The organism is Streptomyces ortus (assembly GCF_026341275.1).
Taxonomy (GTDB): domain Bacteria; phylum Actinomycetota; class Actinomycetes; order Streptomycetales; family Streptomycetaceae; genus Streptomyces; species Streptomyces ortus.
Map to the genome: position 1 here is coordinate 6,619,921 of NZ_JAIFZO010000002.1, position 13,490 is coordinate 6,633,410.

Below are 13,490 nucleotides of genomic sequence, written 5' to 3' on the forward strand. Positions count from 1 at the left end.
CGCCTAGAGCAACTCCAGATCCACGGACTCGGCCAGCGCGGCAAGCCCCGCATCCCCGGGATGCAGATGATCCCCGCTGTCGTACGCGGGCAGCAGCCGTGCGGGATCCGCCGGATCCCGCAGCACCGCGTCGAAGTTGAGCACCCCGTCGAATCCGGAGTCGGTCGACTCGGACCGGATCCACCGGTTCACGGCGCTCCGCTCCGCGTCGACCGCGGCGGTGCACCGCGCCTCTCCCCGACAGGGCACGATCGTCGCGGCCAGCACCCGCAGCCCCCGCGCGTGCGCCCGCCCGGCGATCTCCCGCAGCCCGTCGACGACCTGCTCGGCGCTCGCGCCCCAGCGGACGTCGTTGATCCCCTGGAAGACGACGACCGTACGCGCCGACGTCTGCGCGAGGACGTCCCGGTCCAGACGGTGCAGCGCGCTCACCCCGCCCGTGTCGGTGGAGACACCGTCACCGGCGTACCGGTCCGTGACCACACGGTTCGCCGAGATCCCCTGATTGAGCACCCCGTGACGCGGCACCGCACTCTGCTCCCGGAGCCGGTCGGCCAGCAGATCGGGCCAGCGCCGGTTCGCGTCCCGCGTCGACTTCTCGCCGTCGGTGATCGAGTCCCCGAGCACCACGACGGACCCCGGCCCGCCGCCCGCCCGGCCGCCGGGCTCGTTCCCCACGTCGACACCGGTCAGCAGGGGCCAGTTGAGGATCGTCGAGGTGTACGCGTCCGGGGCGGTGTCTCCGGCGTGGTCACCGGGCTCGCTGACGTACGACTGCTGGACGGCCAGGCTGTGCACGGGCGCCGCCGTCACCGTTCCCGGCAGCTGGAAGCTCACCAGGAGATTGCTGTCCGCGGGCACGTCGAAGTCCAGCGGATCGCTGAACGCCTGCGCCCCCGCGGGGATCTCGGTGCTTCCGGAGCCCCCGAAGGACAGTGGCACGGGAGCGCCGCGCGGGCTCGCCCCGGACGCCTGCACCGCCACCGTCGCACTCCCGATCCGTACGGGCCCGGCCGCGAACGTGTTGTCGAGCCGGATCCGGACCCGTGGCCCGCCCGCCGAGGTGTGCACCACCAGACGCAGAGTCCGGTCCGTCCAGGGCCCGACGGCGGGATAGCCGGACGTCGACGCGGCCCAACTGCCCGTCCAGCCCGGGCTGTCGGAGCGTACCGACAGGGCGAACACATGCAGGTCGCCGTTGCGCGGCAGCTCCACGGAGGCCACCGAGCGCCCCCGGGTGAGCGGCACGGTCACCACGTACAGCCGTGCCTGCTCGACGAGTTGACCGCCGGGGGTGTTGATGTGGGGGAGGGCCACGGCCTTGGTGGCGAGCGGGCCGCCGCGCCAGTCCGACGCACTCAGCCGGTACGAGGAGCTGGACCCGTCGAGGTACCGCACCACCCCGGTGCCGCTCTCCTCGCCGCCACCCGTGCCCGCCACCAGGAAGGCGAGCGCGTCACCGTGGCCGCGTACCCGTACGGACTGCCCGTTCGCGCGTACGTTGTCGGGCTCGCCCGGTGCCCGGCGGGGCCAGGTCAGCCGGGCCCCCTGGACCGTCAGTGGGCGTCCCGCTCTCCAGCCGGCGGCGGTCAGGTCCTGTGCCGACAGGGAACGGCCCGCGCCGTCGAAGTCCGCCCCGGCCGGTCGCGCGTCGTCGCTCACGGCCGTGTTGTCGAAGAGCCGCTGCAAGGCCGTCGGACGTTGCCCGACCTGGGGCGCGGCCGTCGCCGGAGTCGCCGCCGGCGCTGTCAGCAGAGCCAGCGCGAAGGCGGTACCCCACACCATTCGGCGCACACCGACTCCTCCCACTCACGGACGGACAGGACGCACTGACGGGGTGACAGATGCACCGTGAAGCTAAGGAGATGACGACGTCCCGTCAATGAGACAGGCGCGAACTGCGTGCGAACTCCCCGGGAACAGGCGTTCCGCGCGCCCTGTGGTGCGATGGGCGATATGGATGAAAGGCTGGGTGTATGAACATCCCTTTCCTGGGCAACCGGCGCAAGAAGCAGGGCCCCGCCCAAGGGGTCGCGGTCTTCTCGGGCAGCGAGAGCGACCACGAAGGGGTGGCCGAACTGCTCTCCGAATGCGAACTCCTCCGTTCCCAGGCGTATCAGGCGGGGATCGAACTCGACGACTCCGCGGCCTCGTTGGAGGCGCTCGACCAGCTGCTGCCCCGCTGGCGCGACGACGAGGAGAGCCTGTCCTGGCTCGGCAACGACGCCGGCCTCTATCTCGGCACGGTCATCGTCCGTACGGTCCCCGGCGCGCTCTGGGAGGTGTGGCCGAACGGCCGACCGGTGGTGCGGCTGGTGTCGGGCCGGGAGATCGACGTGGTCGTATCGGGTCACGACTGGGCGGCCAACGGGGTTCCCGAACTCTCTCAGCTGTACGCCGAGGTCGCGGAAGCGTGAAGCCCTGGCCCGCACCGGCGGAGTAAATACGGCTAATGCCCGAAAAGTGCGTGTCGTGTATTAACTCCACTCCCGTCTGGATAGTTTGCCGCAATCGCGACACTGCTGAGAGTGGGTAGGGCTGAGCATGGCCGTCGATCCGTTGATCGAGCTGCGACACGTCAACAAGTACTTCGGGGAGCTGCATGTCCTGCGGGACATCGATCTCACCGTCGGCAAGGGGGAGGTGGTCGTGGTCATCGGCCCCTCGGGGTCGGGCAAGTCGACCCTCTGCAGGGCGATCAACCGCCTGGAGCCCATCGGGTCGGGCGAGATCAGACTGGACGGGCAGCCGTTGGCCGAGGAGGGCAGGGAACTCGCGAAACTCCGTGCCGAGGTCGGCATGGTCTTCCAGTCCTTCAACCTGTTCGCGCACAAGACGGTCCTGCAGAACGTCTCCCTGGCCCAGATGAAGGTGCGCGGCCGCAAGAAGGACCAGGCCGACAGGCGCTCGCTCGAACTCCTCGACCGGGTGGGACTCGCCTCGCAGGCGCCCAAGTACCCGGCGCAGCTCTCCGGCGGTCAGCAGCAGCGCGCGGCCATCGCCCGCGCCCTCGCGATGGATCCCAAGGTGCTCCTGTTCGACGAGCCGACCTCGGCACTCGACCCGGAGATGATCAACGAGGTACTGGAGGTCATGCAGCAGCTCGCGCGCGACGGTATGACGATGCTGGTCGTCACCCACGAGATGGGCTTCGCGCGTTCGGCGGCCGACCGGGTCGTCTTCATGGCCGACGGCCGCATCGTCGAGGACCGCACCCCCGAGGAGTTCTTCACCGACCCACGCAGCGACCGTGCCAAGGATTTTCTTTCCAAGATCCTCACACACTGACCGGGGGACCGCGACCATGACCCGTACGGCACGCGCGGTACGTGTACGTCCTGAACCGGCGACGGGGCCGCGCCCCGGTGCCGGGGAGGGTTTCCGCCATGCCGGGGGACGGGCCGCGCCCGGTCTCGACTACGCTTTGTCGTTCATCCCCGCGGTGACAGAGGCTGTCGAAGGCGCCTCGGCCGACCCAGGGACGCTGCTGCCGGGCACGCGGTAGCGAGGGGCAATGGCCCGTCCGGCGGCAGCCGGGGATCACTGCTCACGCAGCGGGACCGACACGTACGCGGGTCGGCCACTGGTGAGAAGAAGGTCAGCTGCGCCGGTCGGGTTGTGCTCTTCCCCGCCCCGTCCTACTGCCCGGCACGATGGGTGTTGCGGGTCGCTGTTCGTGAGGACGAGCAGGGACCTGACCGGGGTGGTCGCCCTCGTCACTTGTCCTTGTCGCTGAACGCCTCGATGCGACAGCGCTTTTCCAGCTCGGGCAGGTTGGGCACGTTGATCTCCCCGGCGGGCCAGCTGTAGCCCTCGCCGTCGGCCATCGGCTCCACCTTGACGCCGGCCTCGTGCATGCAGGCGATCTCGGCCCGGAAGCCGTCCGTGTAGTGCGGGTTCTTCGCACGGTCCAGCTCGGGCGGACCGAGGGGCTGCTTGCTGATCCATGCCTTGGCCGCCTTGGGAAAGGCACGGTGGGACTGGTCGGGGACGTTCTTGCCGTCCTTGACGATGCTCTGCTGGGGCACACCGTGCTCAGGGGCGCAGGATCTGGCATACCGCTTCAACGACCCGCGTTCCCGTGGCCGGGGACACGTCGAGGTTCGATCGCCGAACAGGGAGTTCCCGGGGCTGATGCCTGCCGGCCTGCCGGGATGAAGGTGCAGCGAAAGGCTCCTGACACGAACATGATTCATGCAGTGATCATTCCGGTCAGGGCACCTCGACAAGAGTGGTGGGCTCTGTGGCTACTCGGGCAGAGGGCGCGGATGGCCGGTCGCCGCGCAGGCGACGTGGGCGACCACCCTGGTCAGATCCCTGCTCGTCCTTACAAACCGCGAAGTTTCCCGGTGACCGACGATCATCACCGAAGCCATCCACCCACGACCGGCACGAGCAACCCGAACCCCGCCCACCCCAGACCCGTGACCAGCAACTTCACGAAGCACCGTGCTCATTGCGGGCCTGTCGTGGGACGCGACACCATTGGCGAGGGAGCGCCCGATGGCCCGTCAGGGTCCGGGTGGTGTGTAGTTGCACATGCCGTAGCGGCATGTGGTGTCGTCAAGGGCACCACAGCACGAAAGGCCCTGTCTGCGATGTACCCCTCCGCCACCCCTCCCCGCGAGGTCAAGATCGGCGATGCCGCCGCCTTCGCCGGAACCACCCCGCGCGCCATTCGTCACTACCACCAGATCGGTCTGCTGCCGGAGCCCGAGCGAGGCGTGGACGGACGCCGCCGCTACGGCTACGACGACATGATCCGCCTGCTGTGGGTCCGCAAGATGTCCGAGGCCGGCATCAGCCTGGACGACATGCGGGCCGCCTTCGACGAAGCCCGGGACGTCGAGGACGTCCTGGGCCGGCTGGAGGAGACCCTGGCCGCCCAGGAGGCCGACATCAAGCGTCAGCGCGCGGCAGTCCAGCGCCTGCGGGTCGTGGGCAGCCCACTGGGCTTGCTCTCCCCGTTGGTCACGGACCGGCTCAGCCACGTGCCTTCCGGCGCGCTGCGCCCCTCCGACCTGGACGCCCTGCTGGTCACGGAACGGATCTTCGGGCCGCTGGGAGCCGCGATTCAGGCCAGCGTGTTCATCACCCTGGCGACCCATCCCGGCCTACGGGCCGAGGCAGACCGCCTCGACGTGGCCGCCGCCGCCCTCGATGACACCGTCGACCCCCACGACCCGCGGGTCGAGGAACTCGCCGCGCAGTACTGCGCCCACCACAAGGCCCTGCACCAGGCCATTGAAGCGACCGGACTGGACGTGGCCGAGGAGAAGCTCTTCGATGCCTACGACGCCGAGGCGAGCGGTGAGGAGGAGGTCCAGATGAGCGCCTTCGAAGCGGTGACCAAGATGCCCTACGGCTTCTCCGCGGCCCGGACACGGTGCATGGAACTCGCAGGACAGCTCCTTGGCGAGAGCCTCTCCACAGACATGTGACAAGCGGATGCCGCCGCACCTCGTCTGACCTGCTACTCAGCACCTCCGCAGCGTGTACCCGGGATCGGAGTGCCCCGGCCGGCGCGCCAGGAAGGCGACCGATTCGCCGGCCTCCAGTTCTGCGAGGGCGAAGAAGTGGCGCAGAGCGTGGAAGCACTGCTCCCGGGACGGCTCCCACACGCGAGCGCCGTGGGTGCTGCCCTCCTCCAGCGGAGCGATCACGTCCGCCGCCGGAGCGAACCGCTGCATGTGCTGCTGGAAGGCCCGAGGCACGCTGTGCGGCAACGGTACGTCCCTGACCTTGCGCCCTTGCGCCCCTTGGGAAGCGCGAAGCACAGTTCCGTCCACGCCCACAGCCGGTTCGGCGCCGGTGCGTTGAAGTCCCGCTCGATCAAATCCGGGGCGAGTGTGGCCTTGGGACCACGGCACGTGAAGCCGCCCCGGCGCGGACCGATGCGCGCGATCTCGGCCTCGCGCATCAACCGCTCGACCCGCTTGTGGTCCACGTGGACGTCTTCGCGCCTGAGCACGGCGTGCACGCGCGATGAGCCGTAGATGCCGCCCGAGTCTGCGTGGATCTCCTCGGTCTGCTCGGCGAGTTCCGCGTCCCGGCGCCGGCGTTCGCACGGCTCGTGCCCGGCGCGGCGCCAGCGGTAGTAGGTGAAGGAGGCGGTGGAGAGTTCCCGCGGGACGCACTCGACCCCCAGGTGCGGGCTCTCGTCAACGAGCGCCGTCACCTGGGGCCGGGTCGGGTCGAGCTGCGCTGCGAAAAAAGCCGAGGCCGTCCGCAGAACCTCGTTCGAGACGCGATACATCCGCACCGCACGCTTACGCGACTCCAGCGAGTGCTTTCTGGGGGCAGCTCATGGAACAGGGACTCCCTTTGCCGCAACGCACTCGTACACGGACGGCCCGCCGGCAGCTCTGCTTCCGGCGGGCCGTTCTCACGCGTTCTCAGCCATCAGCCATCAGCCATCAGCCATCAGGCCTCAGACCTCAGACCTCAGGCGGGCCGTTCGGTCACTTCCCGTAGTACGCGTTGTAGATCGAGATCGTCGACTTGTTGCCCTTCTTGTCGGCGATCTTGGCGTGGAACGAGATCCCCTTGCCCTTGGCCGGGTTCGTGACCGCGATCTTGCCGTCCTTGACGGTGACCTTCTTCCACGTCTGGCCGTAGTCGTACGACACGTACACCGACAGGGACTTCAGGTTCGAGCCCGCCGCCGAGCCCTGCACGGTCACCGGGACGGAGACCTTCTTGTCGGCCGGGACCCTGCTGTCCAGTCCGACGGCCGCGTCGAAGCGGATCGCCGACGCGGGCAGCTTGGCCAGGTCTGCCTTCTTGGAGCGGAAGGTCCAGCTGGCGTCGACGCGGGTGGAGGCCGCGGCGACCTTGACGCTGCGCTTGATCGAGGTGGTCAGCTTGTACGCGGCGTCACCGGCCGGAACCTTGAAGGTGCCCTCACCGACCAGCGGGTCGCTGTTCGAGCCGACCTTGGCGCCGTTGCGGTAGAGCGTCGTGGTGACCGCCGAGTAGAGCGACGAACCGGCGTGGGACTTGCCGTCGGCGAACAGCGGCAGATAGCCGTAGATGCCGTTGCCCTCGCGGTAGAGGCCGAAGTCGCCGCCCACGCGCGGGCCGAAGACCCCCGCGTTGAAGGTCTTCTCGTAGCTCTTACCGGCCTTGAAGGTCTGCGGAGTACCGAGCATGTATTCGGCCTCGACGATCGGGAAGCCGTCTTCGTCGAGCCCGCCGTGCTGCTCGAAATCGAGCTTCCACTTCACCCCGCCCGCGGTGGACAGGTGCAGCGTGCGCGTGCCGGGCAGCGTCTGCTGGATCCCGGTCGGAAAGTAGCCTGGACTACCAGGCAGCTTGCCCTCGGCGAAGATCGCGCCCTTCTTGCCGCTCGACGAGGCGCCCAGACCGGTCTTCACCGTGGCCAGTTCGCTCGCCTTGTAGTGCTTGGTGTAGCCGGTGGCGAGCTGCTTGACCTTGCCGCCGGCGAGGGTGTCGTACTCCTCGGCGGGCTTGGTCCAGAGACCGGCCCAGTCCTGGTACAGGGTGCCGTCGGTGACCTGCGGGCCGGCGTGCGCGGTACGGAAGTTGGCGTACGAGTCCAGCCACCAGCCGAACCCCTCGCTGCCGTACGCCGTGCCGACGGTGTAGGTCGGCCAGACGGCCCCCGACTTCGCCGCCGCGTCGGGCACGGTGATGTCCACCGGCTTGGCGGTCCGCGCGTCCACCGTGATCGTGGCCTTCTTGGTGACGCTCAGCTTCGGCTGCGCCACCCAGTCGATACCCTTGGCGGCGTCCTCCGGGTCGACCAGGATCCCGGTGTTGAAGATGTAACCGCCCCTGGGAACACGGACCTTGACGGTGCCGGACTCGTCGTAGGGCGAGTAGTACTTGTCCTGCGCGAGCCCGGAGACACCGACCAGCTTGGCGCTGTAGTACTTCGCCGGGTTGCCGTCACGGCCGAGGAACTTCAGCGTGAGGTCGTACGCCTCCGCCTCGCGCTGTACCGCCGCGGCTGTGCGTACGCTCTGGCCGCCGTCGGTCGCGGTCACGTACGCGGAGTAGGTTCCGTCGAGCGTGCCGCCCAGCCTGGTGTCGGCCGTGAGGTCGGCGGAGGCCGTGCCGCCCGCCGGGACGGTCAGCATCTTGGTGGCGAGTGTGAAGAAGCCGGCCGGTGCGGCCTGCCCCTTCGGGTCGGTACCCGCCACCGCCAGATTCAAGGTGACATCGCTGGTGCCGAGATTGCGATACGTGACCTCCTTGGTGACCGGGGTGTCATCGGTGTGCGGCCACTGCGCGACGCCGAAACTCACCGACGACGGCTCGGCGACCACACTCTGTCTGATGGCCTGGTCGACCTGGATCCGCCCCGAACCCTGCTGGAACGGCGTGTACTTACCGCCCTTCGCCGAACCGGTCAACGCACCCTTCAACTCGGCATACGTCCACTCGGGATGCTGCTGCTTCAGGATCGCCGCGGCGCCCGCGACGTGCGGGGTGGCCATCGACGTACCCGAGATGGTCACGTAGCCGGGGGGCTTCTCGCCCACCTCGCGGGCTATGACGCTGCCCGGGGCCGAGGCGGCCGTGGTGTCCACGCCGGGTGCGGTCACGTCGGGCTTGATCTGCCCGTCGAGGCCGGGGCCCGTACTGGAGAAGTCTGCCAGCTTGTCCGTGTCGTCGACGGCGCCGACGGTGAGCGCGGCCTCGGCGCTGCCCGGGGAGCCGATCGTCTGCTCGCCCCCGTCGTTGCCCGCGGCGATCGCGAAGAGGATGCCCTTCTCCTTGGACAACTTGTTGACCTGGGCCTCAAGCGGATCGATCTCGGGAGTGTCCCCGCCGCCGAGGCTGAGGTTCACGACGTCGGCACCCTGCTCGGCCGCCCAGTCCATACCGGCGAGGATGCCGGAGTCCTCGCCGTAGCCGTCGTCGTCGAGCACCTTGCCGTTGAGCAGCTTGGCGCCGGGCGCGACGCCCTTGTACGTGCCCGCCGACTTGGCGCCCGTACCGGCCGCGATGGACGCGACGTGCGTACCGTGGCCGTACTTGTCGGTCGCGTCGGGGGACGTGGAGAAGTTCTTTTCCCCGACCACCTGCTCCTTGAGGTCCGGGTGGGTCGCGTCGACACCGGTGTCGAGGACGGCGATCTTGACGCCCTTGCCGTTGTACCCGGCGGCCCACGCCTTGTCGGCGCCGATCTGCTTGACGGACTTGTCGAGGCTGGCCTTGCGGACCCCGTCGAGCCACACGTGGGCGATGCCGGAGGCGGTGCTCGCGCCGCCGGGCCGCGTGTCGGTGACCGCGGCCCACAGGTCGGGCGCGTCGCCCCTGGGTGTCAGTACCGCGTCCGCGTTCAGCGACGTGAGGGTCCGGCGGACCTTGGTGTCGCCGGCGTCGCGGACGTCTGCCTTGGCTGCGGCGGCCGCACCGCGGTAGCCGACGATCAGTTTGAGTCCCTGCTTCTGGGCCTTGCGGATGGCCGACTTGTTGAGCTCGGTGACGTCGAAGAGCCGCTGGTCGAGCTTGCCGCCGGCTATCAGCAGCGCGGCGTCGGCCGGTACGACGAGGGTGTGTCCATCGGTCTTGCGGATCTGGACGGGTATCGCCTCGCGGCCCTTGGCCCGCTCCAGGCCGACGAAGCGGCCCTTGGCGTCGATGACGACACGGTCGCCGGTGATCAGGGTGATGCGGTGCTTGGGCGCGGTCTGCACGGCCGGGGCACCGGTCCTGCGCTCGGGCTCCGCCGACGCCGGGCTGGTCATGCCCGCGGCCAGGGCCACGGCTGCCGCCGTGGCGATCGTGGCCGCGCACGCTCTTCTCACTTGCCTGCGCAAGTCTCCTCCTGGAGGCTTTCTGAAAACTTGGTGTCTTCTGGGTGCAATCGCTGGGTCCATGCTGTTCAGGCGTGAATTTGCCGCCATCCGCTTCCCATTGACGCGGTGTTCCTCATGTCTGCTCGTAAGGACAGGGGTTCGCTTTCGCCCGCCCGCTCGGACTTCCCCTTCGCTTGCGGCGTGATGATGGCCCGTCGTGCCCTTGAGCTTGACCACCTCGGCTCAGCATCCGGCGTCACCGGTGACGCACCCGAGGCCGGGGACCGGCCATCGGTCACAGGCCGGAGCAGTCGGCTCCTCTCTTTGCGACTACTACTGCATGACAGCGACTTCACGTCGGCACTGAAAGCGCGAGACCAAGGGCTGTCCCGTACCTCCCGGCGGGCGCATGACGACAGCTACGGCACCTCGCGGCGTTGCCGGAACGCGCGAATACACCCGGTACGAGGGCGACTCCACGCCTTGCGATGCATCGCATCTGACGCCGCGCGCTGGTCCACCGTGAGTTGCGAGACAGCCCTTGGAGCGATGGTCAGTGACAAGGGCGCGGTGAAAACAATGGCTTTGGCTGGGCTCGGTGATGGTCGACGGGCGGGTGCGGAAGGGGAAACCGTCCTGGCCGCGGCGGGGGCACCTTCAGTAACGGACACGTGTGGCAGGGCCTTTCAGCAGTGGCCAGGACGCTGCGCCAGCGTGCCAGGACCTCGTTGACGGGATGCTGACCCAACCTGACCGGCCGATCAGGAAAGCGGGCCGGCGCTGTGCGAGGCTGCGTCGCATGCGCATCCTGGTGGTCGAAGACGAGGTTGACCTTGCCCATACCCTACGTACTGGTCTGACCGCAGAGGGTTACAGCGTCGACCTCGCTCATGACGGCCGGCAGGGACTGTGGATGGCCCGGACCGGCGAATACGCCCTTGTCGTCCTGGACTTGATGCTGCCCGGACTCAACGGCTACAAGGTCTGCGCCCAGCTGCGCCGGGAGGCCAACGCGACCCCCATCCTGGTGCTCACCGCCAAGGACGGAGACTGGGACCAGGCAGAGGCTCTGGACACGGGGGCCGACGACTACCTGGCCAAACCCTTCTCCTACATGGTGCTCGTCGCACGGCTACGGGCCCTGGTCAGGCGAGCCCCCGCGGTCGCCCCGCCCGTCCTTGCCGTGGGCGACCTCTCTTTGGATGTCGCCGGCCGGGTCTGCCGCCGGGCCGGGACCCGGGTGGAACTCACACCCCGGGAGTTCGCAGTGCTGGAGCTGCTGGCCCGCCGGGTGGGTCAGGCGGTCTCCAAATCGGATCTGCTGTATCACGCGTGGCCCGACGAAGCCTGGGATCCCAACCTGGTGGAGGCGCGCGTCAGCGCGCTGCGCAAGAAGGTCGACGCCGCGTTTGACCGGCGGTCCCTGCAGACCGTCCGGGGTACCGGTTACCGATTGGTGGATGACCGTGAACGCGACTGAGCCCCGACGCCGCTGGTGGCCGACCGTGAATGCGACCGGGCCGCGACGCGGTTGGTGGCCGCGTTCGGTACGAGCCCGCACGGCCCTGGCCGCGGCCTCCGCCGCCGCCGTCATCCTGGTGAGCATCGGCTGGTGGGTACACTGCGACGTTTATCGCGAGAGCACGCAGATCGCCGAAGGGCAGACGGAAAAACAGTTCTTGGCTCTCGTCGATCAGTTGGAGGAGGGTGTGGTTCCCCTTCGCCGAAGCACCGTGCCGTATGAGATCGTCGCGACCGGCCGCCGCGCCGCTGTCGCCTACGGCGGAGGCATGGAGGAGTTCGATCCCGGCACCCGCCATGTGCTGCCAGCCCCACCGAAGGCCGAGTTGCCCGCCCCACCGGACGAGGGGCCGAACTGGGGCTATACGACCCGTCCCGTGCGCCTGCCGGCGCGCCCCGACTCCGCACCCGGGGGCCGGTTCGGCAAGGGCGGCGGAACCTACCTGGTCATGTACGACGATGTCAGGGCCGATGAACTGAGCAGCGACACAGTCGCCGCTCTGGGGGTTGCCGCCGACGCCCAACTGCGGGTCTATGTGGTGATGCTCCCGCACGCGGGCGAGGAAATGGCCGAGACGATCACCGAGGCCACCGACCGCCGGCTGCTGCAGGCGGGGCTGGTCAGCCTCGTACTGATCGCAGCCGTCGTCTACTTCGCCGTCCGCATCGCGCTGCGGCCGGTCGAAGCCATCCGCGTCCTCACCGCCTCGGTCACTGCGAGCGACCCCCGCGAACGCGTCACTGTTCCCGCCAAGGGACACGAGATCACCGCCCTGGCCACCACCATCAACAGCACCCTCCAACGCCTCGACGACGCCGCCGCCCAGCAACGCCGCTTCGTCGCGGACGCCGCCCACGAACTGCGCAGCCCCCTCACCACGCTCCTGACCAGCCTGGAAGTCGCCCTTGCCTATCCGGAACGCACCAACTGGCCCGCCGCGGCCACCACCGCCGCACGACAGACCCGCCGCCTCCAGGCCCTCACCGAAGACCTGCTGCTCCTCGCCCGCCTCGACACCCGCGCCCCCACAGCAGGGTCCGAAAATCTCGATCTGACAGCCCTCGCCTTCCGGCTGGCCGAGCAATACCCCTTCACCGAAAGCCCGTTGACCCTCACCTGTGACAGCACGGCCCCCGCACACGTACACGGAAACCCCGACGAATACGAACGCCTGCTGCGCAACCTCATCGACAACGCCGCCCGCCACGCCGCGCACCGCATCCAGATCACCATCCGAAGCCAGGACGGCTGGGTCGTCCTCACGGTGCACGACGACGGACCAGGTGTGCCCGCCAAGGACGCCGAGCGCATCTTCGAACGCTTCGTCCGACTCGACGACTCCCGCTCCCGCGACGAGGGAGGCACCGGCCTCGGCCTCGCCATCGCCCGCGACCTGGCCCACCAGCACCGAGGCACCCTCACCCTCACGCCCCGAACCCTCGGAGCATGCTTCCAACTACGCCTCCCCCAAGCCTCGGCCTCAGCCGAGGAATAGCGCGCTTCACCCACGCAGCACTGGCCACCCGATGAGACACCGGTGGTCGGCCAACCACAAACGGCACGGGCGCCGCCAATTGCATCGAATGCGAACCAGCGACAGCGGGTGTATCGGCGCCAGCGAAGGCGGACAACACCTCGTTGAACAGGGATGTCCGGGCCGTTGCGTCGCGCGACGGAGGGGCTGGCGAGACCTGAGGGGCGGTATGTGGCGTGCTGCCCGTTTCGCGCTTGCATCTGGAGCTTTCGGGCCGGCGGTGGCTTCTCCGGCTGGCTATGGCCGTGGCTGGGTGAGCAACCCCTGCTCGGGCTCGGTCAGGATCCCGCGTTCGACCAGACGCTTGAGCTTCAGCCGGACGTTGTTGACGCTATTGGGGGCGATCTCCAGATTCATCGACTCGCAGACCGCCCGTGCCCGCAGCGGTGCGTCGGCCGCAGCGAATCGCGAACTACTCGGAAGGCCTTCGCTCTTCCAGCATGGGCTGCCCGAAGGGTCCGCGTCGCCGGTGTCCGGGGGCCACTCTGAAACCCTCACTGCACCACTCGGCGGGTCACCATGCCGGTCGGTTGGTGTGTCAGCAAGTGGAGGCGGTTCCGGGAGGTGGCCATTCGCTTCGACAGGACGACTACCGGGATCGAACAAGTGACTCGGCTCGTTCACGTGGTCTCGGGGAAGTGGCAGTCGCAGCCTCGGGTTCGCA

Annotated in this window: 10 protein-coding genes; 5 read left to right on the forward strand and 5 right to left on the reverse strand. The window is 68.9% G+C overall.

What is annotated here, in order from left to right; all coding sequences use genetic code 11:
• Positions 1-3 precede the first annotated feature (3 nt).
• Positions 4-1,785, reverse strand: a complete 1,782-nt coding sequence (locus K3769_RS32265) for an SGNH/GDSL hydrolase family protein (protein WP_282567259.1) — start codon at positions 1,783-1,785, stop codon at positions 4-6.
• Between the two features lie 191 nt (positions 1,786-1,976).
• On the opposite strand from K3769_RS32265, the gene K3769_RS32270 reads away from it, so the two are divergent.
• Together K3769_RS32270 and K3769_RS32275 are read left to right on the forward strand one after the other, a co-directional pair.
• Positions 1,977-2,417: a DUF6278 family protein gene (locus K3769_RS32270; protein WP_267029784.1), complete on the forward strand. Its 441-nt coding sequence runs from the start codon at positions 1,977-1,979 to the stop codon at positions 2,415-2,417.
• A 127-nt stretch (positions 2,418-2,544) separates the two neighbouring features.
• On the forward strand, positions 2,545-3,288 hold the full coding sequence (locus K3769_RS32275) for an amino acid ABC transporter ATP-binding protein (protein WP_267029785.1): 744 nt from the start codon (positions 2,545-2,547) through the stop codon (positions 3,286-3,288).
• 428 nt (positions 3,289-3,716) lie between these two features.
• On the opposite strand, the gene K3769_RS32280 is transcribed toward K3769_RS32275, so the two are convergent.
• Entirely contained in the window at positions 3,717-4,028 is a 312-nt protein-coding gene (locus K3769_RS32280) for a hypothetical protein (RefSeq protein WP_267029786.1), read from the reverse strand.
• A 570-nt stretch (positions 4,029-4,598) separates the two neighbouring features.
• On the opposite strand from K3769_RS32280, the gene K3769_RS32285 reads away from it, so the two are divergent.
• Positions 4,599-5,441, forward strand: coding sequence for a MerR family transcriptional regulator (locus K3769_RS32285; protein ID WP_267029787.1), 843 nt, complete (start codon positions 4,599-4,601; stop codon positions 5,439-5,441).
• 36 nt (positions 5,442-5,477) lie between these two features.
• On the opposite strand, the gene K3769_RS32290 is transcribed toward K3769_RS32285, so the two are convergent.
• The 3 genes from K3769_RS32290 to K3769_RS32300 form a co-directional block, all read right to left on the reverse strand.
• Entirely contained in the window at positions 5,478-5,690 is a 213-nt protein-coding gene (locus tag K3769_RS32290; RefSeq protein ID WP_267029788.1) for a site-specific integrase, read from the reverse strand.
• On the reverse strand, positions 5,660-6,178 hold the full coding sequence (locus K3769_RS32295) for an IS3 family transposase (protein WP_267029789.1): 519 nt from the start codon (positions 6,176-6,178) through the stop codon (positions 5,660-5,662). Before K3769_RS32295 ends, K3769_RS32290 begins: the two co-directional genes overlap by 31 nt.
• Positions 6,179-6,461: 283 nt before the next feature.
• Complete coding sequence (locus tag K3769_RS32300) at positions 6,462-9,779, reverse strand: S8 family serine peptidase (RefSeq protein ID WP_267029790.1); 3,318 nt, start codon at positions 9,777-9,779, stop codon at positions 6,462-6,464.
• A 790-nt stretch (positions 9,780-10,569) separates the two neighbouring features.
• On the opposite strand from K3769_RS32300, the gene K3769_RS32305 reads away from it, so the two are divergent.
• Together K3769_RS32305 and K3769_RS32310 are read left to right on the forward strand one after the other, a co-directional pair.
• Entirely contained in the window at positions 10,570-11,250 is a 681-nt protein-coding gene (locus K3769_RS32305; protein WP_267029791.1) for a response regulator transcription factor, read from the forward strand.
• Between the two features lie 25 nt (positions 11,251-11,275).
• On the forward strand, positions 11,276-12,787 hold the full coding sequence (locus K3769_RS32310) for a sensor histidine kinase (RefSeq protein ID WP_267031626.1): 1,512 nt from the start codon (positions 11,276-11,278) through the stop codon (positions 12,785-12,787).
• Positions 12,788-13,490 lie beyond the last annotated feature (703 nt).